General features: G+C 39.8%; 29 protein-coding genes and 1 pseudogene. 11 read left to right on the top strand and 19 right to left on the bottom strand.

Annotated elements, in window-relative coordinates; genetic code table 11:
* Positions 1–51: 51 nt before the first annotated feature.
* Positions 52–630 carry a DNA-3-methyladenine glycosylase I gene (locus tag MKX62_RS18850; RefSeq protein WP_067209109.1) on the bottom strand — a complete coding sequence of 193 codons (579 nt, stop codon included), beginning with the start codon at positions 628–630 and terminating at the stop codon, positions 52–54.
* Between the two features lie 170 nt (positions 631–800).
* A complete protein-coding gene (locus MKX62_RS18845; RefSeq protein WP_067209106.1) occupies positions 801–1,088 on the bottom strand; it encodes a hypothetical protein in 288 nt (95 codons plus the stop codon).
* 204 nt (positions 1,089–1,292) lie between these two features.
* Between MKX62_RS18845 and MKX62_RS18840 the strand changes: the two genes are divergently transcribed.
* Complete coding sequence (locus tag MKX62_RS18840) at positions 1,293–1,463, top strand: aspartyl-phosphate phosphatase Spo0E family protein (protein ID WP_340742075.1); 171 nt, start codon at positions 1,293–1,295, stop codon at positions 1,461–1,463.
* A 1-nt stretch (position 1,464) separates the two neighbouring features.
* Here MKX62_RS18840 and MKX62_RS18835 read toward each other — a convergent pair whose 3' ends face one another.
* A complete protein-coding gene (locus MKX62_RS18835; RefSeq protein WP_067209103.1) occupies positions 1,465–1,704 on the bottom strand; it encodes a hypothetical protein in 240 nt (79 codons plus the stop codon).
* 142 nt (positions 1,705–1,846) lie between these two features.
* On the opposite strand from MKX62_RS18835, the gene MKX62_RS18830 reads away from it, so the two are divergent.
* From MKX62_RS18830 to MKX62_RS18820, 3 genes are all read left to right on the top strand, one after another.
* A complete protein-coding gene (locus tag MKX62_RS18830; RefSeq protein WP_067209100.1) occupies positions 1,847–2,080 on the top strand; it encodes a hypothetical protein in 234 nt (77 codons plus the stop codon).
* 116 nt (positions 2,081–2,196) lie between these two features.
* Positions 2,197–2,622: a ferritin-like domain-containing protein gene (locus MKX62_RS18825; protein ID WP_338652401.1), complete on the top strand. Its 426-nt coding sequence runs from the start codon at positions 2,197–2,199 to the stop codon at positions 2,620–2,622.
* A gap of 297 nt (positions 2,623–2,919) precedes the next feature.
* Positions 2,920–3,279: an MmcQ/YjbR family DNA-binding protein gene (locus MKX62_RS18820; RefSeq protein ID WP_067209091.1), complete on the top strand. Its 360-nt coding sequence runs from the start codon at positions 2,920–2,922 to the stop codon at positions 3,277–3,279.
* A gap of 250 nt (positions 3,280–3,529) precedes the next feature.
* Here MKX62_RS18820 and MKX62_RS18815 read toward each other — a convergent pair whose 3' ends face one another.
* From MKX62_RS18815 to MKX62_RS18800, 4 genes are all read right to left on the bottom strand, one after another.
* Positions 3,530–3,679, bottom strand: coding sequence for a hypothetical protein (locus MKX62_RS18815; RefSeq protein ID WP_156476014.1), 150 nt, complete (start codon positions 3,677–3,679; stop codon positions 3,530–3,532).
* A 720-nt stretch (positions 3,680–4,399) separates the two neighbouring features.
* On the bottom strand, positions 4,400–4,999 hold the full coding sequence (locus tag MKX62_RS18810) for a YpjP family protein (RefSeq protein WP_067209085.1): 600 nt from the start codon (positions 4,997–4,999) through the stop codon (positions 4,400–4,402).
* 267 nt (positions 5,000–5,266) lie between these two features.
* Positions 5,267–6,046 carry a class I SAM-dependent methyltransferase gene (locus MKX62_RS18805; protein ID WP_340742074.1) on the bottom strand — a complete coding sequence of 260 codons (780 nt, stop codon included), beginning with the start codon at positions 6,044–6,046 and terminating at the stop codon, positions 5,267–5,269.
* Positions 6,046–6,480, bottom strand: a complete 435-nt coding sequence (locus tag MKX62_RS18800; protein WP_067209080.1) for a BrxA/BrxB family bacilliredoxin — start codon at positions 6,478–6,480, stop codon at positions 6,046–6,048. Before MKX62_RS18800 ends, MKX62_RS18805 begins: the two co-directional genes overlap by 1 nt.
* A gap of 237 nt (positions 6,481–6,717) precedes the next feature.
* Here MKX62_RS18800 and MKX62_RS18795 point away from each other — a divergent pair, with 237 nt between their 5' ends.
* Complete coding sequence (locus tag MKX62_RS18795) at positions 6,718–7,974, top strand: TolB domain-containing protein (protein ID WP_067209078.1); 1,257 nt, start codon at positions 6,718–6,720, stop codon at positions 7,972–7,974.
* An 82-nt stretch (positions 7,975–8,056) separates the two neighbouring features.
* Here MKX62_RS18795 and MKX62_RS18790 read toward each other — a convergent pair whose 3' ends face one another.
* The 7 genes from MKX62_RS18790 to MKX62_RS18760 form a co-directional block, all read right to left on the bottom strand.
* Positions 8,057–8,266, bottom strand: a complete 210-nt coding sequence (locus tag MKX62_RS18790) for a DNA-binding protein (RefSeq protein ID WP_340742073.1) — start codon at positions 8,264–8,266, stop codon at positions 8,057–8,059.
* A 145-nt stretch (positions 8,267–8,411) separates the two neighbouring features.
* A complete protein-coding gene (locus MKX62_RS18785) occupies positions 8,412–9,221 on the bottom strand; it encodes an N-acetylmuramoyl-L-alanine amidase family protein (protein ID WP_340742072.1) in 810 nt (269 codons plus the stop codon).
* A gap of 317 nt (positions 9,222–9,538) precedes the next feature.
* Positions 9,539–9,979, bottom strand: a complete 441-nt coding sequence (locus tag MKX62_RS18780; protein WP_067209070.1) for a hypothetical protein — start codon at positions 9,977–9,979, stop codon at positions 9,539–9,541.
* A gap of 126 nt (positions 9,980–10,105) precedes the next feature.
* The gene (locus MKX62_RS18775) at positions 10,106–11,305 is read right to left on the bottom strand and encodes a Bcr/CflA family multidrug efflux MFS transporter (protein WP_067209068.1); all 1,200 of its coding nucleotides are present in this window, start codon (positions 11,303–11,305) and stop codon (positions 10,106–10,108) included.
* A gap of 161 nt (positions 11,306–11,466) precedes the next feature.
* Positions 11,467–11,892 (bottom strand): hypothetical protein, encoded by a 426-nt coding sequence (locus MKX62_RS18770; protein ID WP_067209065.1) that lies wholly within the window; start codon positions 11,890–11,892, stop codon positions 11,467–11,469.
* A gap of 179 nt (positions 11,893–12,071) precedes the next feature.
* Positions 12,072–13,202, bottom strand: a complete 1,131-nt coding sequence (locus tag MKX62_RS18765; RefSeq protein WP_067209062.1) for a conserved virulence factor C family protein — start codon at positions 13,200–13,202, stop codon at positions 12,072–12,074.
* A gap of 18 nt (positions 13,203–13,220) precedes the next feature.
* Positions 13,221–15,101: an ABC-F family ATP-binding cassette domain-containing protein gene (locus tag MKX62_RS18760; RefSeq protein ID WP_067209059.1), complete on the bottom strand. Its 1,881-nt coding sequence runs from the start codon at positions 15,099–15,101 to the stop codon at positions 13,221–13,223.
* Positions 15,102–15,285: 184 nt separating this feature from the next.
* Between MKX62_RS18760 and MKX62_RS18755 the strand changes: the two genes are divergently transcribed.
* Genes MKX62_RS18755 through MKX62_RS18740 form a run of 4 tightly spaced genes read left to right on the top strand, consistent with a single transcriptional unit; the run spans position 15,286 to position 17,922 of the window.
* A complete protein-coding gene (locus tag MKX62_RS18755) occupies positions 15,286–15,729 on the top strand; it encodes a LytTR family DNA-binding domain-containing protein (protein WP_197485394.1) in 444 nt (147 codons plus the stop codon).
* A 13-nt stretch (positions 15,730–15,742) separates the two neighbouring features.
* Entirely contained in the window at positions 15,743–16,162 is a 420-nt protein-coding gene (locus MKX62_RS18750; RefSeq protein ID WP_187047728.1) for a hypothetical protein, read from the top strand.
* Positions 16,155–17,084, top strand: a complete 930-nt coding sequence (locus tag MKX62_RS18745) for an ABC transporter ATP-binding protein (protein WP_340742071.1) — start codon at positions 16,155–16,157, stop codon at positions 17,082–17,084. Before MKX62_RS18750 ends, MKX62_RS18745 begins: the two co-directional genes overlap by 8 nt.
* On the top strand, positions 17,068–17,922 hold the full coding sequence (locus tag MKX62_RS18740; protein WP_067209045.1) for an ABC transporter permease: 855 nt from the start codon (positions 17,068–17,070) through the stop codon (positions 17,920–17,922). The genes MKX62_RS18745 and MKX62_RS18740 overlap by 17 nt, the downstream gene beginning before the upstream one ends.
* Before the next feature lie 59 nt (positions 17,923–17,981).
* On the opposite strand, the gene MKX62_RS18735 is transcribed toward MKX62_RS18740, so the two are convergent.
* The 3 genes from MKX62_RS18735 to MKX62_RS18725 form a co-directional block, all read right to left on the bottom strand.
* Positions 17,982–19,574, bottom strand: coding sequence for a long-chain-fatty-acid--CoA ligase (locus MKX62_RS18735; RefSeq protein WP_340742070.1), 1,593 nt, complete (start codon positions 19,572–19,574; stop codon positions 17,982–17,984).
* Positions 19,575–19,746: 172 nt separating this feature from the next.
* On the bottom strand, positions 19,747–21,093 hold the full coding sequence (locus MKX62_RS18730; protein WP_338652428.1) for a GntP family permease: 1,347 nt from the start codon (positions 21,091–21,093) through the stop codon (positions 19,747–19,749).
* A gap of 2 nt (positions 21,094–21,095) precedes the next feature.
* A complete protein-coding gene (locus MKX62_RS18725; protein ID WP_340742069.1) occupies positions 21,096–22,241 on the bottom strand; it encodes a glycerate kinase in 1,146 nt (381 codons plus the stop codon).
* A 126-nt stretch (positions 22,242–22,367) separates the two neighbouring features.
* Here MKX62_RS18725 and MKX62_RS18720 point away from each other — a divergent pair, with 126 nt between their 5' ends.
* Positions 22,368–23,450, top strand: a complete 1,083-nt coding sequence (locus tag MKX62_RS18720) for a CdaR family transcriptional regulator (RefSeq protein WP_340742068.1) — start codon at positions 22,368–22,370, stop codon at positions 23,448–23,450.
* Between the two features lie 52 nt (positions 23,451–23,502).
* Here MKX62_RS18720 and MKX62_RS18715 read toward each other — a convergent pair whose 3' ends face one another.
* Together MKX62_RS18715 and MKX62_RS18710 are read right to left on the bottom strand one after the other, a co-directional pair.
* Positions 23,503–23,742, bottom strand: a complete 240-nt coding sequence (locus tag MKX62_RS18715) for a hypothetical protein (protein ID WP_067209032.1) — start codon at positions 23,740–23,742, stop codon at positions 23,503–23,505.
* Positions 23,743–23,762: 20 nt separating this feature from the next.
* Positions 23,763–23,939: pseudogene (locus tag MKX62_RS18710) on the bottom strand (DUF1259 domain-containing protein); the annotation flags it as partial.
* A 305-nt stretch (positions 23,940–24,244) separates the two neighbouring features.
* Here MKX62_RS18710 and MKX62_RS18705 point away from each other — a divergent pair.
* A complete protein-coding gene (locus MKX62_RS18705; RefSeq protein ID WP_067209029.1) occupies positions 24,245–25,735 on the top strand; it encodes a peptide MFS transporter in 1,491 nt (496 codons plus the stop codon).
* Positions 25,736–25,770: the final 35 nt, after the last annotated feature.

The following is a 25,770-nucleotide window of genomic DNA, read 5'->3' as shown; positions in this document are numbered from 1 at the left end:
CGTTATTTTTGGCATAGAAAAAGCACCACGACGGGTGCGAAAGTAGATGGATTAGTTCAACATCGAGTGTCGATAACATTCTACAAGATGATCATTAACCATTCCTATTGCCTGCATGTATGCATAAATGGTTGTAGAGCCTACAAATTTGAATCCTAGTTTTTTTAAGTCCTTGCTGATCAGATCTGATAATTCCGTTGACGCAGGAACATCCGATATTTTAGTCCATTTATTTTTAATCGGCTCATGATTCACGTACTTCCATAGAAAAGAATCTAAGCTCCCATATTCATCAATTAATGATAAATACGCATTAGCATTTGTAATGACAGCATTAACCTTTAACTTATTCCTGATAATACCTGTATTACTCAAAAGTTCATCTATCTTGTCTTGATCATACTTCACGATTATCTTAGGATCAAAAAAATCAAATGCCTCATTTATAGTTTCCCGTTTTTTCAGAATCGTTATCCAGCTTAAGCCCGCCTGTTTACCTTCTAAAATAAGTAGCTCAAACAGTTTATTTTCGTCATGAACGGGAACCCCCCACTCATTATCATGATATTCTCTTTCAGTTGTATTCGTTTCAGCCCAACTACATCTACTAAACGGAATTTCATTACTCATTAGAATCACAACCTTACTCATTTAATTATATTTGTCCAAAAATTTATTAACATGCATTACTAACACTTGGAATAAACAGCTATTTATTCCCTCAATATATAACCCCTCCACATGACATCATTCGTCATAAAAAGGGGAAACCCTCTATTTATCTCTCGTATGTATCGGGGCTAGTAAGAGAGGTTATATCGCTCGCACGCACCCCTTAAATGCTCCATATCCCCCGCATCAAGCGCCATATCAGTCTGTAACAACAACATGTCCTCGTCCGTGATATCCGTTTCAATACTCGGATGATGTTCCAAATATTGACGGAATATCTTGGATCCTTCCGACATCTCAGCCATAAGTTTTCGAGAGTTGATTTTCCCCATTTCCCCTAAAGCATTCGCACACTCAGCGATCGAAAAGCTCTCCATCAATCTTTTAAACTTTTCACGTTCATGGTCGTTGTTCATCCTTCTCCACTCTTTCTGAGTCATATGACAAATGAATTTTGATCCAATAATAATTTAGAAGTAGTCATCAATTATACCTGATTTTTATTTTATTATTGGTAAAAATCTAAATTAATATGAAAATAAAGCACTTTTGAAATTTTATTGACATGTATATTTTCTACCTTCGTTATAGATACTAAGATAAAATCGGGAGGTACAAACATGACCAATAAAAAACTTGAAGATATGGACAATCAAATTGAAACAGTAAGAAAGCAACTCAACGAACTAGCTAAGGAGAAAGCTCTATCTGACCCAAAAGTCGTTGAAACAAGCCAATTGCTTGATTTATTATTAAATGAATACGAACGGTTGAAAAATAAAGATTTATGAATCATCCATAATTCCTCCTCTTCAATTCACCATGCCGAAATATCCCAATCCGATTAGACTTCGTAAACCAAACCTCGTACGGCTGTCTGGGCAAAACCTTTATAACCCGTCCCTCATGCGATTTGAGATAGTAATAATCCTCAACCTCTTTCTTCTCCACATTGACGACGAGTTCAACCATGTCACCAAGCCCAAACGCTATTGTTGGCACCGTATCAAAAATAGTGAGTTTCTGCACCACTACTATCCCTCCTTCACAAAATGTTTGGCATACCTTACTGCTGATTATTTTACTTTCGTTTTAAATCCGCACCAAAGGTAATTTAATGCATTAAATTACAATGAAGCTCTTTTAAAATGACTAAGTTATGGAGGCGAAAAAATTGAATCCAAATAATCTTGAAGATCATCTTAGTGATAAACTCGCCGTTGTGGGATCAGCGATTTCCACAATTGGTGATGCTATTTCAACCATTGCAGCAATTATGTCATTAGAAGAATCAATACTCGATGATGTCCAGCAACAACAAGATCAAAAAGAACAAGATCAGAAATTCCAAAAGATGCAAAAACAAATTGACGTCTTGACAAGTGAATTATCAAAAATTAAATCCTGATTTTTTGAGCAATCAATAATCACTTTGTTCATCTATGAATAAATCTTTCACTCCCATAAGACAAGGTCCATATTTTTAGTCTTACTCATACACTGAGTAAATGAGCTGATTACAAAATGAATCAAAGTTCCATGCAATCTTCCCCAAATAAAGAAGTTCTAAATGATATTTCGAAAGCAATTAATGGTGAGTACACAGCAATTTACTGCTATGAACTATTAGCGAACCAGGCTCCAAACAACGAAATAAAAAAACGCATTCTTGAAATTAGAAGTGATGAAATCAGACACTACGAAACCTTTTGGCATCTTTATATTTCTTTAACAGGAAAAAAACCTTCTCCTCAAATCACAAAACAATGTCCTGCCGATTATAGAAGTGGGGTACTCGCTGCATTTATAGATGAACAGGAAACCGTTGACTTCTATCACGATATTTCAAGAAATACCGATAACCCAGTTATTAGAGACGCTTTTACACGGGCCTCAGCTGACGAACAAAATCATGCCGTTTGGTTTTTATATTTTATGAATAATTATTAACAAAGCCAAAATCGATCATTATGTCTATTGCCAAAAACTTCTACGTTTAATGTTTTTCTTGTTCACCAATACTGTTGCTATATCACAAGATGACTGTGATAAAGACCACTGATTATTTTTAATCAGTGGTCTTTTTATTCCTTCGCTTTTTGTTTGAACTACGCATAATTTTTTCATGTTTTATTACAAGTAAAGCCGCATTTACAATAATGTTATTGAAATACATAGGTTATTGATTATAATAAATGTAATCGAACGTGTGTATTTAGTGACCGTTTTATAAAAGGAGACTTAAAAATGGATAAAGCTAGACTTCAATTATTTTGTCAGACACTACCCGGAACGACACATGATTACCAAGTAGACTGGCAAGCAGATCGTTATCATGTTGGCGGGAAGATGTTTGCTATGATGGGAGGAGACTCTCAAAGAAAGCCAATTATCACTTTAAAGTGCGAACCTACTCGTGCTGAAGAGTTGAGAGAAACATATCAAGGTATTATTCCTGGGCATTATATGAATAAAACACACTGGAACTCTATTTATTTTGATTCAAATCTATCCAACGATCTATTAGAAAATCTAATTCTTCATTCCTATAATTTAGTTTTTCAAAAACTAACTAAAAAAGTCCAAAACCAAATTATTTCGAAGTAGTTTTTAACAACATCTTTAGTGCTATTATTTTTGTTTTCCAATTGAAAGAGTAACTTACTCTTTCTTTTTTTAATTTATATCGGATTTTGAACCCAGCCCGTTAATTTGCCCGACCGTGCATCCGACCAATATAATAAATCCCTAACGCGAGTAACAAGGCAGAAATAATAAATGCCCGGCCTTCAAACGCAGTAATCATTGTCGTCATAACTTCCATCCCTCCCACTGATACAACAACCCCACACTCCGTTTATAACGTATTCCTCCGCCGCATAACCACATAATACATTACATTTTTCTCTCGTTTATCAAAAGCAGCCTTCGACCGACCGATTTCAGACAACAGTTCCCCGTTACGGCCATTCTCGACTCGCATAGCCTCCCACTGCATTTGCTTCATGCCGTCATCGCCTCCTCTTCGCCAAGTTCCGAAAGGAGCAATTGCACAGCTCCTTCCGGTGACTAGTCATACTCAGTAAAGGATTCAGCGTTGTAGCCGAATTTCTCTTCGACCATTTCCTGCGTAAATCGCTTCGGGACAAGGAGCCCGAATACTAAGAACAGTTACCGAGAGTTTCCCATGAGTGAAAATATCAATAATCTTTTACTTGTTTACAAAGAGTGGCATGAGCAGTCTATGGCGCCTTACCAGTTCCGGAACCCGCTTGCTATGTATTATCATTACTTACGCCGGAGAACCCCTTGGAGAACGGTACATGAAGCGTGTGATCGACTTGATATGCGAAAAAGAAAAAATTACCCACTTCTCACTCCATTATTTTAGGCATACATTCGATCCAGTTATAAAATAACATACCGATTTCCACTGTTGCTGCGCTAGTGGGAGATACCCACGAAACGATTTATAAAACATAAGCTCGCTCTTTTGAGAAAGACGAAATTCAGGCATCTAATTTAATGGACGAAATCGTCACTTTGAATTCTTTTGAAAAAGATAAAGAGTGAATTTGGGGTACAATTTGGGGTACGTGGTTTTTTGCTCATTTATCATGAACAAAATCACTTGGTGGGTGTGCATCGTTGAAACTCCACAAACGTTGATATATCAATGTTTATAAAAGAAAAAACACTCGCTTTTCAGACGAATGTTTCAACATTTTTAGGATAACCATTTAGGAGGTGTGTCTTTTGCCCAATAGATATCACCGATTGAATAATGAGCTGTAAATTCATCAGCCGCAATATGATAGTGAAAATTGTAGTAGTAGCCGTCTTTTGGCCTTTTTTCAGTACGTACGTGGAAACGGATAAGATCTTTTCTGTCTTCTAGGTCGTATACATTGAAAATTTTCTCTGAGTAGTCTCCGGCAGGTTTTTCACTGATAGCAAGTCGGCGTTTATGTACGTCTCCTGAACTTGCAAGTGTCGATTGGATGGCTTCCTCAATTTTCGGGAAAATAACACTGTCAAACTCATCGGCGATTACCGGGCCGACTTTTGTTCCAAATTTCATGTATGATAGCTTCTTCGCAGACGTGATAAATAAATCTTCTATTGAATCCGAATTATCTTCTAAACTATCATCGACTAACGAGTCTTCTAATCCAATTGAATAATCATTACTTCGTGATGGTCCTACTGCGTGCTTCGAAACATCTTTGTCTTGCAAGTTTGTCCAAATTTCATGATTCGGTGAAATCGCACCGAATGTCAATAATGCTACGGCAACAATGAGCGTTTTTTGTAACCACTTTTTCATAACATCTCACCTGCAATTGTTTTTATTTTTGTTTACAATAGTTTATTTGACGAAAAAGTATTGAAAAGGTTTCTTCTTTCTTATTTTCATTGTACAATAAAAATGAAGATAATTGTATGTTTTTTTGAAGGAGGGTATCACTGATGGATGTGAATCTGTTTATCGGTATCGGAATGCTGGCATTGCTTGTGTATCTAAGCTCATTGAATTTCACCCACTAATATCAATAAACGCCGTCACCCTCTATTTTGAGGAGGACGGCGTTTTTCATTTTTCGATAAAAGCGAAATGAAACTTCGTATTCGGTCTGATTTTTCGCTGCATATTGAATTGCTCGAATACGGGTGAATCAAACCGGTCTTTCACAACAACACGTCGTTTACATACACGAAGTGCTTGCTTGATCCAGTCATCTGTCAGCACACTATGTACCCCAGCTTGACGCAGCGGCGTAAAATTAGACGATTCCGTAATAGGTGCATGAAACATCGGATCCATATAGACAATATCCCACGATGAATCAGCTTGATCGCTCAAAAACTCAATCGCTTCCGACTGGACGACCTCAATTCGAGTCATGGCCTGAACTAGTTGCTCCGACTCAGATGGGAACGAGCGCAGTCCTCGTCTGGTTATGAACGCGACAGCTGGGTCTGCTTCGACGCCCAACACTTTGCCGCTTTCACCTGTAACGAAAGAAGCAATGATACTGTCGGAGCCAAGCCCAAGTGTACAATCGAGAAACGAATCATCTTCTTGTAATTGAGCTATCTCAATTAACGGATCCATTTCACCATTCAATAGCCTTTTCAATCTAAACGCTGCAGAATTGGGATGAAAGAAAAATGGTTCATCCATTCCAATACGATACAAATCATAGCGGTTTTTTCCCGCTACAATAACATCCGAACTGTGCGTGTTTTGTATTCGGGAAACCGCTTGCTTTTTACGTTCGACAATAGGATAGCCTAGAGTTTCAGACGCTTCTAGTGCTAGCTGCAGCGATTGATCATCAGGCCTGCCAGCGGTCGTGATGACTGTACTCATTATTTACAAACTTGATCGAGTACTTCCGATAGATGGTCTTTAATTTGCCCCATCTCAAAATTCTCAATTTGTTCCCTTGGAATAAAGTACGCAAGTGCCCCATCTTTCCAAAGTGCGATAGAAGGTGAGCTAGGAGGTACTTCAGGGAAATATTCCCGCATCATAGCTGTAGCTTCTTTATCTTGTCCTGCAAATACTGTGAACAAGTGATTTGGTTTATGTTCAGCTTCCTGTAATGCTTCCCTTACTGCTGGACGTGCAAGACCTGCGGCACATCCACAAACCGAGTTGATAACGACAAGAGCTGTCCCCTCAAGTGTCTTCATTGTTTCTTCAACAGCCTCAGCCGTCGTCAGTTCCGTAAATCCATTTTGTGCAAGTTCTTCACGCATCGGTTTAACGATGCCCTTCATGTAATCATCGTAAGCGTTCATATTTAATAATCCCCTTTCAATCTATTTAAATAGTGCTTGTTGTTAATGGTTTTTCCATCTTTCATATTACCTTGTCCTACGTATTTTTTCACTAAATAGCGACTATATAGCTAACTTAATTTCAACTTTTCGATTAGTTCGAGGATTGCAATGAAAATTCTACCCCAAATACTAAACATTATTTTACATACCTAATTATTCATTATTGGGAGAACATACGTCGTAAGAGGTGATTTTATGGCAAAGTTATTTCATATACTTGTTATTTTATGCTTGATTTTTCCATCCATTATTTATTCGGAAACAAATGCTTCAGATGCAAAAGTAGCGTTTATTAGGGATGGCTATTTGTGGGTGAAAATTGATGATAAAGAAGAAGTACTGACTGTTGAAAAAGCAACATACCCTTATCCTCCACAATGGTCCTTCGATGGGAACTTGCTTCTTTATCAAAAAGAAGTCGAGGAATTAGTAAATGAACATAAACAGACCTCAAATCAATTGTGGGTATATGATATGAAAACAAAAAAGCACAGTAAAATCTTTTATGATGGACGAAATCCAAAATGGTCTCCAACTGAAAATATTGTTGCTTTTAGTGATGGTGGCGTATTGAATGTATCGGATTTTAAGAAATTCTATAATATTGCTTTAGGAGTAAACGATTACGAATGGCAGCCTGATGGGAAGGGTTTTATTGCCTCCTCTAGTGCTTCTCTTCGGCCGGATGGATGGACCAATCCTGTCCTGTATACGATTTCTATAGCGAATGGTTATCAAAACATCGGAAATTTAACGAAAAACGCGACAGAATTCTTCGTGATTCCAAAAGAAGTAGTGAAAGACGACGTGAAAGTTCCTTCGATAAACGCGGAATCATTTGCTTATTCTTCAGATAAACAATGGATATCCTTCTTTGTGACTCCAACAGCTTCATGGGCGATGGATAGTGATATGCTATGTGTGATTTCTGTAGACGGAAAAGAATTTGAAGTATTAGATGAAGTTATCTGGGCATTCACTCCAAAATGGGCATATAGCGAAAACTTACTCGGTTATATTGCCGGCGGCGGAAGAATTGTTTTTGGTTTTAAAAATAAAAATCTAAAGGTAACGGAAATTTCCACTTATCATTCTATAAACCTAACGCCAAAAAACTATGCGGAGATGGATTTTTCATGGGTTAATGATAGTTCGCTTATTGTTTCAAGGGTAAAGGAAAGTGAGTGGTCAAATGACGCTGAGAAACGCCCTAAAGCTTCCTTATACTTTTTAACGCTAGCTGGTCAAAAACAACTAAAAATAACGACACCACCAAAAAATAAAGGTGATTATAAGCCCGAATATTTACCTTCAATCGATAAAATAACTTGGTTACGAAAAAGCGATTTCGTTTCTGCTAAAGGTGATTTATGGGTGGCTGATATTGATGGTGGCAATGCAAATTTATGGATACGTGATATAGGGTTGTACACCTTTTTCCCCTCGGAGTAATCTGATGAAAATTAAAACAAACCATCTTCCCTTATTAGGAAAAGATGGCTTGTTTCGTTTTACACCATAAAATTAGGATCTTTCAAGAACCCTTGGCGAACGACAGCCCTTTGGTGGCAAGAGTATCACTGATAAGATCCATGGCTTTTGGACCCGTACCATGTAAATAGCTTCCCAGAGGTTTAGCGAACTGTTCATGCCGCAAGTAACCGGTACCTGAAAGCGCTCGTGTTGCCGGTTTTGATAATCCGTTTGGCAAATCCCTTTCGATGGCATTATCGTTGTGCGGCACAATAATTTCCCCCTTATTCGATGAAGATGAGATAGTAACAGCTATTATTTTCTAAGCTCGCTCTTTATGCTATTTCAAACTCACCATAATCGCTATTGCAGCTGATGGTTCTTATTTCACACTCCTCAAAATAAATGACACGCAATTACTTACCATCTACCAAAAGGCTACGCTCAATCGCTACATACAAGAGCCCAATTGCATCCGAGTCCGTCAATGTTCCCTTCAATAACTTTTCATGCCAAGTTGCTGATAACGGGCCATCTGGCATCTTTTCAAGTCGTTTTAAAACGGCGCTTGTCGAATTGATAAGTGATTGCGATGATGGTGTATACAACTTATTTGTTCCTTCCTTTGGTGAAAGTATCTGATTGCCTACGGAAGCAGTTAGCAGTTGCAATTTAAAGTATATAGCCAATCCTTCTGCGATTGCCTCACCTTGGGCTTGCAAATAGTGATCATCCCGTAACTTTAGTATGTCAACTGTTGAATCCATAAAGCCTCCCTCACTTAAGAATGCTGGCATAGCAGATTCCCGAAGAACGTGGAAGTTGGCACGCTTCATACCACGATCACTCAACCCCATGGCCATAACAATCCTAGGATGAATAGCACCAGCAATTTCCTTTGATTTTGGATTCGCTGTTGGGTTGTCCATTGTATATGTTTCAATACCGCTATGGCTGCCCCACTTATCCGTAAGGGTATTATGATGGATAGAAGCATATACATCGGCTTGCCATTCGTTCGCTAGAGTTGTGCGTGTAGCAAGCGGAACATCTGTCTGACCGGTCGGATCATCCACACGTAGAATTTCCACATTTTTGTATGTCTTTAGTTTAGCAATAGCGTATTTGGCTACTTTATTGTTAAACGACCACTCCCGTTCGTCATCCGGTGAACGTTTACCTGGTGTATTGAATCCGTGCCCAGCATCGATTACGATTTTAACCATTTTGTGACACCTCCTTTTTGTGCCCTATTAAAAAGTATTTGTTTTTTTAAATTGCCACAGCAATCCAAAGATACTTTTCTATCTATACTATTCACAAAGCGTTTTTGAATGGCGGCACTTGTCCGATTTTAAACAAATATGTAGAGGACATGCCAAAACTTAACGTTTTCAGATGTCTCAATTATATTGAACAAATTAATAATTATATAAACAAAGCGAAGGCGCTTTTCAAAAAGTAGCCGGAGCCCTAAGACCGGCGATATCCCCTTGTACCGGAACTAGACTTCTTTATTTCAACAAATATATTTAGTTGATTCTCAAGACTTTTTGAGTTTAGTTTTGTTAAACGGCAATCCTAATTGTTTCCTATAAAAATTGAAATTCAGTTCGACGTGGTGCAATAAACGCTTATTTTTATCAAATAACTTTAAACTATCTTCGTAGTGTTCCCATCGGATTTCCTTTTTAATGGACCAAATAATCGAATCTAAATCAGGATCAACTAGCTCATAGTTTCTTTTAATAACGTCTTCAATTTCAAAAAAAGACTCTTTTGTAATCCCGTCATATCCGTCGCCTGGCACAATTGCAGCTACTAGTAACTTTAATACTGGAGTGTAAACGTTTTTCAGGATTTCTGTTTTATATTTAACCGCTTCGTTTCGAATCTCTTTCATTAGTTGAAAATGATAGTTAAAAAAACTTGTGATGATGATTGTAATTGAAGAACTGACTAACGCGATGATGACTTCTTTCACTGCCTTCTCTCCTTTATTTAGCCGATATAGTCATTATATTCAGGTCACGAAAGACAGTGTCTACATTATCAGACAATAAAAAGCAGCCACCTACTCAAATGAGTAAGTGGCTGCTTTTAAACTCTGTTAGTTTTGTTCGACTTTTTCTCTTGAAAGTCCGAAATACGCGAGGACTGCAATTAAACTTGAAGCGAAGATAATGGCTCCCATCGGAATTGCGGTTTCTTCCCCTGCTATTCCGACAAGTGGTGCCGTAATTGCGCCTAAAATGAATGGCAGTAAACCAAGTAATGCGGATGCACTACCCGCAATATGCCCTTGCTTTTCCATTGCGAGTGAAAAGGATGATGTCGAAATGACACCAATCGAAGCGACGAAAAAGAAGATAGGTACAACAATTGTGAAAAGTGGTCCATTCATTAACACGGCTATCAATAGCAATGTACCTGAAGTGATAGAGATGAATAAACCCGATTCCAAAAATCGTTTTTCTGAGACCACACCCGTTAAGCGTCCTACTACCTGGGTCCCGATGATTAGTCCAAATCCGTTCATACCGAATAATATGCTGAATGTCTGTGGTGAGACTCCGTATATATTTTGATAAACAAACGGTGTCCCGGCGACATAAGCAAAAATGCCGGCCATGATGAAACCTTGTGCAAGTGCATACCCCATGAACTGTCTGTTTTTTAACAGAGACAGAAAGTTTTTTAATGTATGAGATAGATTACTTGGTACGCGCATTTCTTCTGGCAATGTTTCATCCATTCTCCATAGAACAATGACAAATAGTAAAAAGCCGATTGCGCTTAAAACCGCAAATACACCAGTCCACTCAGTAAACGCAAGGATGCCCCCTCCAAGAACTGGTGCGAGGATTGGCGCCAAGTTATTAATTAGCATGAGTAAAGCGAAAAACTTCGTCAATTCTCGTCCGCTATATAAATCTCTGACGACAGCCCTTGAAATGACGATACCCGCAGCAGCAGCAAAGCCTTGCAAGAAACGTGCCGCAATGAAGAACCCGATATTCGGGGAAAATACACATAAAACTGAAGCGACAAAATAGACAATAAGTGCAATAAGTAACGGCTTTTTCCGTCCATGGACATCACTCATTGGGCCGAGAATAAGTTGACCTAACCCGATACCTAGTAGGCAGGCGGTTAGGCTTACCTGTACATAGGTAGCCGTAGTGTCAAAAGCACTTACGATTGTCGGGAATGAGGGTAGATACATATCAATTGTTAACGGACCCATCGCTGCTAGTGTTCCGAGAAGTAATGCAAATCGTATTCGTTTATTTCCTTTAAGTGGTCCCATGATTACTAACGACCTTTCTATAATTTAAAAACTTCCTATGTATGTGATGAAATCTCTAAAGAAGAATCACAAGTATCCTACTATATCACCAAAATGCCATACATTAAAGAAGGATGATTTAGTTTCAAACCACCCCCCCTACTTTATCAATGAAATCAGCATTATTTAAGGAATTCTTTATAAACGATAACCTTTAATGCTAGAATTTCTTCCTCCGTTAACTTTCCTTCAATATCTTTTAACAGCTCTTGTATTTCCTCATTCGACATTCCCTTTTGGGCGTTGGATTGAATAGCTTGGAGTTCACTAAACCCAATTTTTTTGATTAATACTCTTGTTGCCTGCTCTTTTGTTGTGAAAGGAAGATTACTACTTTCAACATTTGCACCTTCTTCAATGAAACGCATTAATTCAGGGTCATTTGCTACCATTTGTTTAATTTCGTTTAACTGTCCGCTATTTTCTAATTCAGCAGTTACAACGTTCATTACTTTGTCGGATGCAATATTAGTTCCAACATAATAGATTCCATACCCAGCTCCACCAATAATTAATACGATGAGGAGAAGGATCTTCAACAGTTTCATATGTCTTCCTCCCATTTTCAATAGATTAGGAAACTATAAAATCTCATAGCGTGGATAAGCTGCAACATAGAGATTTCATATCTAGACTCCAGCGTTTTTGTTCTTTAGAAAAAACGTTAGCAGAATGTAATTTTTCACATCCACTAACGTTTAACATATTGATAATTGTAGTCGTTACATTACTCTTTTGAAGCCGTACGCGCCTCTGTCATTTGCTTCCAAACAGAACCTTTAGCATCTTCACCTTCAGCAATTCGTGCAATGGCCATCCGGATTTGGAGTTTCACTTCAAACTCTAAATCGTTTTCAGCCTCTTTCAAAGCAGGCAACGCCTTGTCAGTTCCTGTTTCATATAAAAACATAGCCGCACGCCAACGAACCAGTTTGTTTTTATCATTCAATGTTTCGATTGCCGCCTGTTCGAACCCTTCAAATCCAAGGTCGCTCATGCAGTCTCCAGCCGTTCGACGCACTGCCCAACTTTTATCTTTAAGCGCTTTTTCTACATATGGAATGACAGCGTCGTCTTCAATCATACCAAGATAGACCGTTGCAAGGCGTCTGATTGACATCTTTTCATCGTCCAGTGCTCGTTCGAGAAGTGGTGCATCCGACATGTCGGGGTCAGGGATTTGATCCAGCAGTTGGAATCTAGTCTCCCATTGATCCACTGAGAACTCCTCCAGTGAAATTTTTCTTCCGCGCTGGATATTTTCACTTTGTCCTTCATTTGCCATACGGATAATCGCTAGCAAACGTTCTTCTGGATACGCCGCCTCTATTTCTTGGATCACCGTTTCACCAATTTCAGCTTTTTCTCCGTAACGGATTCCGTAATCTGCCCATTTACGCAATAATATATAGTTTTCCACTTCACGTCCATGAACCTTTTCCATAGCTTGCACAAAACGTTCACTTAGTCCAAAACGTTCCTCAGATTCGCTATCGAATACTTTCACTTGAAGGGGAATATCTTTGTAGGTCTGAACGTGTACGTATACTTCTCCGTAGTTGTCGTCAATCTCTTCCATAGATTCAGTCTGATCACTTTTCTCTTCATTGAAAACAGCCTGAACGTCTGCAAGAATTGATTCCCATGCGACATTACCAATTCGCTCGACGGCCATGAAGTTCATGACATGATAGATTCCTTTTACGCCATGAATGTTCAATAATGCTGAAGCTGGATAGGATGCTGTTTCTGCATCACTTTTTTTATAATTATGACTCGTCCCTTTTGGTAACTCTGTGTCGAGCACGATTTTCATGGAATTGGGACTTGGTGTTGGTTCGATTGTTACGATTTTCATTTGTATTTGCCCCTTTCGTTAGGATTTATTCAATTCTTGTAAAAAAGACCAACGTTCAATGAGTGTTTCATATTTGCCGTTCAATTCGTCAAGTGTTGCCGTCAGTTCTCTTAGCTTATCGTAATCGGAGCCAGTGGATGCCATTTCTGCCTCCGTAGCTTCGATTGACTTCTCTACATTTTCAATAGCTGATTCAATTGTTTCGTACTCTTTCTTTTCAGCGTACGACATTTTCTTTTTGGTTTCCTGCTGAACCGGTATCTCTACCTCAACGATTGGCTCATGTGCCACTTTTTCTTTAGGTACATAGGTTTCAAGGAAGTCAGAATAGATACCAAACCATGTGTCGACATCCCCTGATCCATCCATTACCCATAGCTTTGTTGATGTTCGATCTAGGAAGAATCGATCATGTGAAATGGTGATGACAACGCCTGGGAATGTATCGATGAACGTTTCCAGTACTGAAAGAGTCTCAAGATCGAGGTCATTTGTCGGTTCATCCAGAAGCATGACGTTCGGTTGTTCCATTAACAGTTTCAACAAATAGAGTCTTTTTCGTTCGCCACCTGATAATTTACCGATGGGTGTCCCGTGTGCTTGTGTGGGGAATAAAAACCGTTCTAGCATTTGCGAAGCTGAAATTCGTACTCCATCAGCACCCTCAATATCATTTGACGTATCACGAATGTATTCGATAATTCGCTTTTTCTCATCCATAATTGGCGTGTGTTGTTGGAAATGAGCAATTTTCACTGTCGTTCCTTTGTCGATGATTCCACTGTCCGGTTGACTTTCTCCAGAAAACATATTCAATAACGTCGTTTTCCCTGCCCCGTTAGGTCCGACAACAGCGATACGATCACCTGATTGAAGGATACTAGAGAAATTATCAATGATTTTTCTTCCGCCGAACGACTTCGAGATGCCGACCGCTTCAATCACTTTCTTACCAAGACGTGTCGACTTAAGCGCGACTTCCATTTCTCCACCCGTATCTTCTTTTTTGACTTTCTCCGATAGGTCATCGAAGCGGTCAATTCGTGCTTTTTGCTTTGTCGATCTCGCTTTCGCACCTCGTCTAATCCATTTCAGTTCTGAACGGTAGCGATTTCGGAGTTTATCGTCCGTCGATGCAGCCATCTCCGCACGAATGGCTTTCGATTCAAGATAATTCCCGTAGTTACCTGTATGTGCATATAACGTTTTATCTGCAAGTTCATAAATATTGGTGGATAACTCGTCCAAAAAGTAGCGGTCATGGGTAACAAAGATGACAGCTCCTTGTTCATTTTTCAAGTAATCTGACAGCCACATAATTGAATCGACGTCGAGATGGTTTGTCGGTTCATCGAGTAACAAGAGATCGGCAGGCTCAATCAATACTTTTGCAAGTGTTACCCGTTTTTTCTGTCCGCCTGAAAGCTCGCCCATCTTCTTATCGAACGTTTCAATACCAAGTTTCGACAAAATCGTCCGTGCTTTTGAGTTTATATCCCAACCAGATAGATCGTCCATCTCGATTTGAAACTTTGAATATTGTTCCTGGTTTAGTGTAGATTCCGGATCCGCAGAAAGTGCTTGAAGTGCGTACTCATACTCTAAGTTGACCTTGATAATCGGTGCGTCACTCTTGAACACCGTTTCCATCACTGTAAGGTCCGGGTCAATTTCTGGCTCTTGTGGTAAATAAACAATACGGTATCTATTCGGATGTTCGGCCGAAATCGAATCAGCTTGTTCGACTCCTGCAATGATTGACAATAACGTCGATTTGCCTGTTCCATTGATTCCGAGTAGGCCTACTTTTTCTCCACTTATGACCGTAAACGCTATATTTTTAAACAATGTTTTCTCCCCAACAGTCTTCGTGAGGTTTTCGATTATCAATTGACTCATAACAACACTTCCATTTCTAATATGTACCTCATCCTATCATAGCCGATTTACCTTGCTTTTTAAAAGAGTATTGTACTATCGCATGCATCTTATTAGTTGAAAAATGCATGTTACCCGAGAAGTATTGTTCCAAATTCCACAAAATGGTACGATTCTATCCATAAGATTTCCGCGAAAGGATGTGATGATCATTCGTTTGACAGTTAATGAATCCAATACCTATAACGAGGTTGAAATCACTATCAACTGTCCACAAATTGACAATGAACTTGAACGATTAATCAAACAGATTAACCAACTACATATAACCTTAACTGGAACAAAAGATGGGCGGACATATTCCCTTCTCGTCGATAACGTGTATTATATTGAATCGATTGATAACCGCTCGTTTCTTTACAATGAAAAAGATATCTACGAAAGTGACTTGAAGCTATACGAGATTGAGAAGTTGCTGGCAAGCACACATTTCATCCGCATTAGTAAAAACTTAATTGTCAATACAGCTCTAATTGACAGTGTGCGAGCCTTATTTAATGGGAAGTTTGAAGCGTCTTTGATGAACAGTGAAAAAGTCATCGTCAATAGACATTACGTCAAATCTTTCAAAGAAAAATTTTTAACGTGAGGAGGAGATCATTATGGACCTAGTTAAGCACTACATTTCAGCAAGTTGTATTTCATTCACATTTAGTAGTCTATTTTATCTTTTTTTTAGTTGGTTAAAAGTTTTCCCACCTATGGATGAAGCAATGATTGTTCATATGCTGATTATTTCAATTTGCATCATCTGTTTGATTTTTATTACGCATCAGTTACCCATTCAAAATCCGCTCATTTTAAGGTTCATCGAATTACTAGATGTCATCATTGTACTTCTTGTTGCAGGTGCAGTTTTCAAAGTTTTCCCATTCACTTGGTATGATACACCGTTCATTATCACTACTGGAATATTGACTTATATCGTAGTCATTATCGTTACGTTTATGGGTAATCAAATGAGCGCTACGCAAATTAACGCCGCCATTGCAGGTAAAAAAAGGGGAGTCCCTATTGACTAACATAATTGAGGTAATTGGATTGTCGAAATCATTCGGAAAAATAAAAGCTGTAAACGACATCAGTTTCTATGTAGAAAAAGGCGCCCTCTTTTCTTTTTTAGGTACGAATGGTGCTGGGAAATCGACGACTATTTCAATTCTCTTGACGCTCCTCCAGCTAGACAGTGGTCATGTCTATGTAAATGGTTATACTGTCGGCAAGCACGACCAAGCCATTCGCCAGGAAATCGGCGTCGTATTTCAAGAGAGCTTACTTGATCCTTTATTGACCGTCAAAGAGAATTTAGCGATTCGGGGATCTTTTTATGGGATGCCGCGGCAAGAACGTAACGTTGCGATTACTCGAGTTATGGATATCGTGGATATACAGTCTATTTCGAATCGACCTTATGGGAAATTATCAGGTGGACAACGACGACGAGTGGATATTGCGCGCGCCCTTATTCATAAACCGAACATCTTAATTTTAGACGAACCGACAACAGGGCTTGATCCAGAAAGTCGAAAAAACATATGGGCTACCATACTGCAACTTCAAAAAGAAACAGGTATGACTGTTTTTCTAACGACACATTACATTGAAGAAGCAGCAAACTCGGATTATGTTGTCGTTATGAAAAAAGGCAGCATCGTGGCAAAAGGAACTCCTGAACAGTTGAAAAATAACTATTCAACAGATTTACTGACAATTTCTACGGAGCGAGCAGATGAGCTGCGAAGCTTGCTCATGTTAGATGGATTGGATTTCGATGACGAAAAGTCGCTGTTTACTATCCGCCTTAATCATACGACGGAAGCGATACCAATTTTGGTGAAATTCACTTCTTTCATCTCATCTTTTGAAGTGAAGAAATCCAGTTTGGATGATGTTTTTATCACCATCAATGGAAAGGTTGGGAATCCGGATGATCGCATTTGCTAAACGGAATATCTTATTGTATTTTCGGGATAAAGCCACTGTCATTTTCTCACTTCTAGCCGTCATTATTTTAATCGCATTGTACGTTTTATTCTTAGGGGATATGACCGCCAAAGGGCTTCCGGACTTCCCTGCAAAAAAGGCAGTGCTCACTACCTGGTTCATTGCTGGGATCCTAGCGGTAACCTCTATGACAACGACACTCGGCTCATTTGGCATCCTGGTAGAAGATCGCGCAAATAAAACATACATGGATTTTTACTCTTCCCCTATTTCAAGAACAAAGTTGGTGGGTGGCTATATCATCAGCGCATTGGTTATAGGTTTTATCATGTGTATGATTACGCTTCTTGTTTCAAATCTATTTCTCTTCGTTTCCGGAGAAGTGGTGCTGTCGTTCGGTAAAATGATGGCGGCAAGCGGTGTAATTATCTTATCCGTATTAGCTAGCGGATCAATGGTGCTTCTGTTGGTTTCCTTTTTCAAAACGTCAAATGCATTTGCCGCAGCAAGCACGGTTATCGGAACACTTCTTGGTTTTTTAGCTGGCATCTATATTCCGATTGGTGGACTGCCTGATTACATCCAATCAGTTGTCAAGCTGTTCCCGGTTTCCCATTCAGCCGCACTGTTTCGGCAATTAATAATGGAGGCACCCCTTCTAGAGGCCTTCTCTACCGCGCCAGTTGCCATGAAGCAAGCATTCGAAATTGATATGGGCATGTTATACGACATCAATGGTAAAAAAACTACCCAGTTATTTAGTATTATGTATCTCTGTGGTACAACATTGCTTTTTTTCGGACTATCGTTACTTGTTATGCGAAGGAAAAATAAATAAGCTTACACGTGCATATAGAGGGTGTTCCTCAATGCACGTGCAAGCTTTTATGTCATTCATTAATTCACCAAACGTCCCGTTATTCCTTGCGCTTCCCAGTAAGCATCGCGAATTTGGACTTTTTGAATTTTGCCAGATGCTGTTTTTGGAAGTTCATTGACGAAAGTTATGCCTGTAACTACTTTGAAATGGGCTAACTTTTCTTTGCAGAAAGCAATAATTTCCTGTTCGGTTGCGTTTCTATGCTCGCGTAATACAATATATGCGTGAGGTGTCTCTCCCCACTTCTCATGTGGAACCGCAATGACAGCAGCTTCCAGTACCGCAGGGTGTTCGTATAGGACACCTTCTACTTCAATCGATGATATATTCTCTCCGCCACTAATGATGACATCTTTCTTTCGGTCTACGATGTTGATATAACCATTTTCATCAATAGTCCCCATGTCCCCTGTTAAAAGCCGGCCATTTTGCAACGCTTGTTCCGTTGCATGATCGTTTTTCCAATAGCCTTTCATAACACCATGACTCCGCACTGCCACTTCCCCGACTTGTTTCCCGTCATGGGCAACTTCCACTCCATTTTCATCGACAATCCTAACATCGCTACCAATCATCGAGAATCCAGCCTTCGCTTTCAATTCAGTCTGTTCATTTTTTGACAACCCGGTCAAATGCGAGTGGATCGTTGAAATGAGGCTAAGCGGAGAGGATTCCGTCATACCATATACTTGGATGAACTCCCAACCCAGCTCTTCTTCGACCCTGACGATGAAGGCAGGAGGTGGTGCAGATCCTGCAATCACCACGCGAATGTCTTGATTGATGACCGGATGATGCTGATCATGATACAGCAGCAACGCATTTAATACGGTTGGTGCCATATGCAAGATGGATACTTTATGTTCTTGAAGTGCTTTAAAAATGGATTCAGGCGTCGATTTTCTTGAACATATATGTGTAGCCCCATTTGCCGTGTAGTAAAAAGGAGAGCCCCAGCCATTGACATGGAACATTGGAAGAACGTGCAAATAGACGTCCGAGTCAGTGACCCTCAAATGATGCATCGTACTAAGCGCATGTAGATAATTATTACGATGCGTCAACATGACCCCTTTTGGATCTCCCGTTGTTCCACTCGTATACAGTAAGCTACAGACATCATTTTCATCCAGTTCTGCACGGTCAAATGCATCAGATGAGTAAGTAGCAAGCCAGTCGTCATAGCCCGTTTCTAGTGTTTCTTGATCTTTGTAGTGAACAATAATATGCTTTACCGTTTCAAATTGATCGATCACTGGGTTAATTAAGCCATAGAGATCTTGGTCGACAAAAAGAACTTTGGCTTCACTATGATTTAAGATGAATACGTAATCTTCCGGCTTTAAACGAATATTGAGCGGAACCATTACTGCACCAATTTGAAAAACGCCATAAAACCCTTCCAACATTTCAAGAGAATTCCCTGCTAAATAAGCGACCCTGTCCTCTTTTCCAATCCCTAACTCGCGTAGCCCTCTAGAAAGTTGGTTTACTCTATTATTCAGTTGTCGGTATGTAAAAACACGTTCTTCACAATGTACCGCATCCTTTTCTCCATACAAAGCAACTGCTCGATCGAGAAATTGCGGTAATACTAGTGGCATATTCATATAGATCACCTCACCATTTTGATATAGTATATAACACCTTGAATTTTCTGTCATTAGCGATTGTTCAACTTAGTGAGTAATTAATATGGATATGATTTATTAATAGAATGGAAAAAGTCTGATCTGTTAGCTAGAAAGCTCACTAACAGATCAGACTTCCTTATCTCATGCTTTACACTAGAACGGTCCAAAGTAGCATCGTAACTATAATTGTTGTTACGCCTTGTAACAGCGTTGCCATCGTTTGTGCCTTATACGCATCCGTCACTGTCATGCCACTAAATTGTGTAACGACCCAGAAGAAGCTGTCATTCACATGGCTAACAGTCATTGCTCCGGCACCAATCGCCATGACTACAAGCGCAAGTGGAATCGCTCCTTCAATTCCCATTGAAGGCAATAGTGGTGCTATTAATGTTGAGGTGATGACAAGTGAAGCAGTCGAAGATCCTTGGGCTGTTTTCAATGCGGCTGCGATAATAAATGGAATAAGGAGGAACAGAGCACCACCCGCTAACGCCTCCATATTCATGTTTGCGATAAGGTCTGCAATACCTGAATTTGAAATAACTTTCCCGAATGCTCCTCCTGCCCCAGTAATAAGAAGAATAGGAGCAGCTTCCTTCAATGCATCGCCAATCCAACCTGAAAGCGTTTCCTCATTAAATTTAGGAAGTAACAAAAACGATGCCAGCACACCGAATAGAAGCGCGACGGATGGTGCTCCTAAAAATCGTAGGAAGTTGATAAAAGCAGTGTCTTCGCCAGTAAGTGCTGCCACAGAACCGATTCCAATCAATACTATTGGCAGTACAATTGGCAAGAATGCTTTGAACGTGGAGGGCATTTTTCCGAACGATTCAACAATCTCTTCGTAATTCAGTCCGCCTTCCTCAGTATCTTCCGGTACTTCGATTTTTGAGGCTACTTTTACCGCCCAGAAATAACCAACAATAACTGCTGGAATCGCAACGAAAAGTCCAATTAAAATAATAGTCCCTAGATAATTTTCCGCGCCGATATTACCAGCTGCAGCAATTGGTCCCGGTGTTGGCGGAACTAACGTGTGTGTCGCATACAATCCGGTTGCAAGTGCAACTGACATGGATGCAATCGCCACTTTTGAACGTTTCGCCAATGCCTTTTTCAAACTTGCTAATATAATGAAGCCAGAATCACAAAAAACAGGGATTGATACGATATAACCGATGATTGACATTGCCAACTGAGGGCGCTTTTCACCGATTACTCGTAAAACGACTTCCGCCATTCTATATGCCGCACCCGACTTTTCTAGAATGACTCCAATAATAGTCCCCGCGACAATGACAATCCCAATCGATTTCATTAATCCGCCGAATCCTTCATTGACATTTTCCACTACCGTGAGCAACGGCATGCCTGAAGCAATACCGACGAAAAATGCGCCGAGCAGTAAAGATAAAAACGGATGAACTTTAAAAACAGCTGTCAACACAACAACGAGCACAACACTAAGTGCAATAACTGCAAATAACATCTCTACACCCCTTTTGTATAGTTAGTTAAATAATTCTCCATTACCAACTTTGTTTTCGCTCTTAAATAATGACTTGGATGCGCAATCGACTCTTGTGATGAAACCGTTCCGTCTGTAATCGCATGTAATTCGTTGAATATGGGCGCCAATAGATCCCGGCTCTCTTGATCTATCACACCTGAAATAAGAATGATTGGCTTTCCCTCTTTATAGGCCACTTTCGCAACTCCAAATGGTGTTTTACCCGATAATGTCTGACTATCAGTTTTGCCTTCACCTGTAATAATTAAATCTGCGTCAGTAATTTGTTTGTCGAATGAAATCGCATTCAACACAACGTCGATACCCTGTTCCATTTCCCCAGGAAAAAAAGCTTGAAAAGCACCTCCGGCTCCCCCTGCCGCACCTGCTCCTTTTTTCCCGTGAAGAGAAATGCCGGTTAGTTGTTCAATTACATGGGCTAACCTCATCAAGTTTTCGTCAAGTCTATTTACCATCGCAGGACAAGCCCCTTTTTGTGGACCGAAAACAGCGGAAGCACCAGTTGGCCCGACAAATGGGTTACTGACATCACACGCAATTAGGAAAGTGCTTTCTGAAATTCGTTTATCAAAATCATGCATATCGATTGCATGAAGATTACCAAGTGAACCTCCCCCCCTTGACAATTCCACTCCGTTTCCACCCAGAAAACGCATTCCAAGTGCCTGTAACATTCCTACACCACCGTCGTTTGTCGCACTTCCCCCAAGCCCAATAATAAAATTGCGTAAGCCCGCGTCAAGTGCATGAACAATTAATTCGCCCGTGCCATAAGTCGATGTAACAAGTGGATTTCTTTCCTCTTCGTGCAACAGCATCAATCCAGATGCTTCCGCGATTTCAATGACAGACGTTTTCCTATCTCCAAGAACGCCATAAGCCGCCCCGACTTCTCGGCCAAGCGGATCTTGTACGACGACGGATACGATTTCTCCCCCCGTAGCGCCAACCAAACTGCTCATCGTTCCTTCCCCGCCATCAGCCGCAGGAAGCATAACTGTCTCGATAGAGGGGTCAGCATCATAAATGCCTGCCACCATCGCTTCAGCTGCTTCAACGGCCGTTAAACTACCTTTAAATGAATCTGGTGCCACAACTACTTTCAAAAATACTTCCCCCTTAACTAAAGCGCTTACTAATAGTATAGTTGAGCTATTCAGATAATACGTTATGCTAATTGTATAGAATTACCCGTAATATTTCCGGAAAAGTTATACATGGGGGATAGAATAATGCTGACAAAGCAACTTGCAGATGAAATTGTTGAACAAACGATGGTCCGGTTAAACCGTAATTTGAATGTCATGGATACGAATGGAATGATTTTGGCTTCAGGTGAAGAACAGCGCATCAACAAAATACATGAAGGTGCAGCATACGTCGCAAAAACGAAGGAAATATTATGGATTACAGAAGAAAACATGGTAAATTGGCATGGCACAAAACCAGGCGTCAATATGCCGATTCATTTTCAGCAACAATTAGTTGGTGTCATTGGAATAACCGGTAATCCTGCAGATCTCCGAGAAATCGCAACACTTGTACAATTAACAACTGAAATGATGGTTCACCAGTCACTCATTACCTCGCGGGCGGAATGGAAACGGAAGATGAAAGAACTGATTTTTGAAGAGTTAATTAGCGGTGAGCCGCTTTCGTTGATTGTTAAGGAGAGACTTTCTCTTTTGGGATTTAGCACAATAAATCCATACACAACACTTTTAATCGAATTTAAGAGCTTCCTACCTTCCTCTCAAAGAATCATTGAAAAATTGGAGGATCAATTTGAAAAAAACTCTGTTCTCATTGGACATTCACAATTGAATGAGGTATTCATTTTAATTAGCGGAATGACTGAAACTACTTTGAAGAGAAAACTTTCTATTTTACTACTTACTTTGCAGAAAGACTCCCTAGTCAGAATTGGCGTTGGCTATCCCGTCAATTCTTTAGATGAAATTCGCTACTCCTATACTACCGCCAAAAATGCATTGCAATTTGCACAACCAACACAACATCTCATATACTTTGAGGATGTCGAGTTATTGGCCCTACTGAAAAAAAACGCCTCATCGAGTGAGACGTTCAGATTTTCAAGTAGAGTGTTAAAGGGATTGAATGAAAAAATGAAACGTTCACTCTCCATCTATTTTTCTTGTAATCAGAACAACACTATAGCTGCTGCAACCTTTGAAGTTCACCGCCACACATTAACGTACCGGCTTCGAAAAATAGAAGAAATAAGCGGCTATAACCCAACCCTCTTTCATGATGCAGTTTTATTGAAAATCGCTCTTTTACTAGATGAAAAATAGGTATCGATCCCCCTTAAGCTATCCATTGCCTAAGGTGTTTTCCACATTTTCTCTATTCAGTTTTCTCGATTACCGTTCTCCCTCCCGCATACAACCCACTTGCGGATAAGCCCATCATCAAACCCACAAGTATACCTGCCTTAATGTCTTCAGGATAAATATAAATAATGCCCCCTACAACACCGAAGAGTAGTGATATGAACGGCAGTAGCCGCCTTGGCATCCCATACATCTTCAATAATTCCACGATTCCGATGATAAGCGGAATTAAAACGACATCATAGATTTCCAACGTTTCTCCTCCTCGAATAATTAGTCTACAATCGGATAACTGCTCAATAAAGTAAATGAATACGTAAATTTACTTGTGAAATCCAGTGGAGGTTCAGCGGATTGGATGTGAATGTACAGAATTGTTGGTTGCATATAGAGCCAATGGTTATGTAATGAACTAACAATCAGCCTTTGCCGGGAAATAGAGTGCATGAATACTATGACAACTGACGTGCATTGCACTTTGAGCTGCACCTTTTAAGGATTTTCATCGAATTTAGCATCTACATCTCCTACACTCTATGAAAAGTGACATGGATACATGTGTATTAATCTCGCAGACTTTTACTATATAATTAATTTATTATCACAAAATATCTATTTATTAGATTTAGAAAATTATCATTATATCGAAACGTTGTAATATAAACGTTAATTGAAATAACAGCGTTTCCAATAATTATTTTTGACAATTGAAAACGTTTAATTGTATTATAGTGAAATATGAAGGAGGCATCATCATGTCACAGCTAACTAAGAAACAGATCGTGGAGAGTGTTCCGCAAAAAGGCTTCTTCGGGCACCCGAAAGGTTTGTTCACATTATTCTTCACGGAATTCTGGGAACGGTTCTCGTATTATGGTATGAGAGCAATACTCGTGTACTATATGTACTACGAAGTATCAAATGGCGGACTTGGATTAGATAAAACTATCGCCTTGTCCATCGTGTCAATCTATGGTTCGCTGGTCTACATGTCAGGTATTATTGGCGGCTGGTTAGCTGACCGGGTATTCGGTACCTCAAAAGCAATTTTTTATGGTGGAATATTCATTATGCTTGGTCATATCGCGCTTGCAATTCCCGGTAACATTTCACTGTTCTTCGTTTCGATGATTCTTATCGTAATTGGTACAGGGTTACTAAAACCAAACGTCTCCAGTGTAGTTGGTGATATTTACCCTGAAAACGACAACCGTCGTGATTCAGGATTCAGCATCTTCTATATGGGTATTAACTTAGGTGCATTCATCTCACCACTTATCGTTGGTAGTTTAATGAAAACAAGTTTCCATCTAGGATTCGGTGTTGCTGCTATTGGAATGTTTTTCGGTTTATTAATGTTCGTTTTGACAAAAAAGAAAAGTCTCGGCTTAGCGGGTACACAAGTAGCGAATCCATTACAACCGTCCGAGAAAAGAAAAGTATTCTCAATTTTCGCAATTGCGGCTGTAGTGATTGGGATTCTTGTTGCAATTGCCATCCCTCGAGGTTGGCTGACTTTTGAATCATTCATTATAATTGTCGGTATTCTCGGCTTCCTTATCCCAACGGTTTATTTTATTGTTATGTATAGGAGTCCAAAAACAAATGATGTGGAACGGTCCCGAATAATTGCGTTCATCCCGCTCTTCTTATCAGCTGTCGTATTTTGGGCAATTGCCGAGCAAGGTTCAACAATTCTTGCAGTTTATGCAGATACACGAACAAACCTTAATATTTTTGGCTATCAAATTTCACCAGCCTTTTTCCAATCATTTAACCCATTGTTTATCATTACAATGGCTCCTGTCTTTGCATGGCTATGGATGAAACTTGGTGATCGGCAACCGAATATTCCGCAGAAGTTCTCGTTAGGTCTTCTGTTTGCCGGTTTATCATTCATCATTATTTTAGTGCCCGGCTATTTAGGTGGGACAGATGCTCTCGTGAACCCACTATGGCTCATCCTAAGCATCTTTGTCGTCGTCTTAGGGGAACTGTGCTTATCTCCGGTAGGATTGTCAGCTACGACTAAACTGGCGCCGGTAGCGTTCTCTGCGCAGACGATGAGTCTGTGGTTCCTATCGAATGCTGCTGCACAAGCGCTTAACGCACAGATCGTTAAATTATATAAACCTGAAACTGAAATGATGTATTTTGGAATCATCGGTGGAACAGCGATTCTATTAAGTTTCCTCTTATTCGCAATGTCGCCGGTTATCCAACGATTTATGAAAGGCGTACGCTAATACAATTGAAACAAAACAAGCAGCCCTGTGAGTTT

It is taken from the genome of Sporosarcina sp. FSL K6-5500, assembly GCF_038005665.1.
GTDB lineage: Bacteria > Bacillota > Bacilli > Bacillales_A > Planococcaceae > Sporosarcina > Sporosarcina psychrophila.
Note: the sequence above shows the minus strand (reverse complement) of the source record. Positions and strands in the feature narration are given on the sequence as shown.

Coding starts and splice junctions, on each gene's coding strand:
- MKX62_RS18840 (WP_340742075.1), top strand. CDS start 1,293: ATGACCAATAAAAAACTTGAAGATATGGACAATCAAATTGAAACAGTA.
- MKX62_RS18765 (WP_067209062.1), bottom strand. CDS start 13,202: ATGAAAATCGTAACAATCGAACCAACACCAAGTCCCAATTCCATGAAA.
- MKX62_RS18800 (WP_067209080.1), bottom strand. CDS start 6,480: ATGAACGCTTACGATGATTACATGAAGGGCATCGTTAAACCGATGCGT.
- MKX62_RS18735 (WP_340742070.1), bottom strand. CDS start 19,574: ATGAATATGCCACTAGTATTACCGCAATTTCTCGATCGAGCAGTTGCT.
- MKX62_RS18775 (WP_067209068.1), bottom strand. CDS start 11,305: ATGGGACCACTTAAAGGAAATAAACGAATACGATTTGCATTACTTCTC.
- MKX62_RS18740 (WP_067209045.1), top strand. CDS start 17,068: ATGATCGCATTTGCTAAACGGAATATCTTATTGTATTTTCGGGATAAA.
- MKX62_RS18825 (WP_338652401.1), top strand. CDS start 2,197: ATGAATCAAAGTTCCATGCAATCTTCCCCAAATAAAGAAGTTCTAAAT.
- MKX62_RS18820 (WP_067209091.1), top strand. CDS start 2,920: ATGGATAAAGCTAGACTTCAATTATTTTGTCAGACACTACCCGGAACG.
- MKX62_RS18750 (WP_187047728.1), top strand. CDS start 15,743: ATGGACCTAGTTAAGCACTACATTTCAGCAAGTTGTATTTCATTCACA.
- MKX62_RS18845 (WP_067209106.1), bottom strand. CDS start 1,088: ATGAACAACGACCATGAACGTGAAAAGTTTAAAAGATTGATGGAGAGC.
- MKX62_RS18760 (WP_067209059.1), bottom strand. CDS start 15,101: ATGAGTCAATTGATAATCGAAAACCTCACGAAGACTGTTGGGGAGAAA.
- MKX62_RS18705 (WP_067209029.1), top strand. CDS start 24,245: ATGTCACAGCTAACTAAGAAACAGATCGTGGAGAGTGTTCCGCAAAAA.
- MKX62_RS18805 (WP_340742074.1), bottom strand. CDS start 6,046: ATGAGTACAGTCATCACGACCGCTGGCAGGCCTGATGATCAATCGCTG.
- MKX62_RS18720 (WP_340742068.1), top strand. CDS start 22,368: ATGCTGACAAAGCAACTTGCAGATGAAATTGTTGAACAAACGATGGTC.
- MKX62_RS18810 (WP_067209085.1), bottom strand. CDS start 4,999: ATGAAAAAGTGGTTACAAAAAACGCTCATTGTTGCCGTAGCATTATTG.
- MKX62_RS18755 (WP_197485394.1), top strand. CDS start 15,286: ATGATCATTCGTTTGACAGTTAATGAATCCAATACCTATAACGAGGTT.
- MKX62_RS18785 (WP_340742072.1), bottom strand. CDS start 9,221: ATGGTTAAAATCGTAATCGATGCTGGGCACGGATTCAATACACCAGGT.
- MKX62_RS18730 (WP_338652428.1), bottom strand. CDS start 21,093: ATGTTATTTGCAGTTATTGCACTTAGTGTTGTGCTCGTTGTTGTGTTG.
- MKX62_RS18770 (WP_067209065.1), bottom strand. CDS start 11,892: ATGAAACTGTTGAAGATCCTTCTCCTCATCGTATTAATTATTGGTGGA.
- MKX62_RS18795 (WP_067209078.1), top strand. CDS start 6,718: ATGGCAAAGTTATTTCATATACTTGTTATTTTATGCTTGATTTTTCCA.
- MKX62_RS18815 (WP_156476014.1), bottom strand. CDS start 3,679: ATGAAGCAAATGCAGTGGGAGGCTATGCGAGTCGAGAATGGCCGTAAC.
- MKX62_RS18850 (WP_067209109.1), bottom strand. CDS start 630: ATGAGTAATGAAATTCCGTTTAGTAGATGTAGTTGGGCTGAAACGAAT.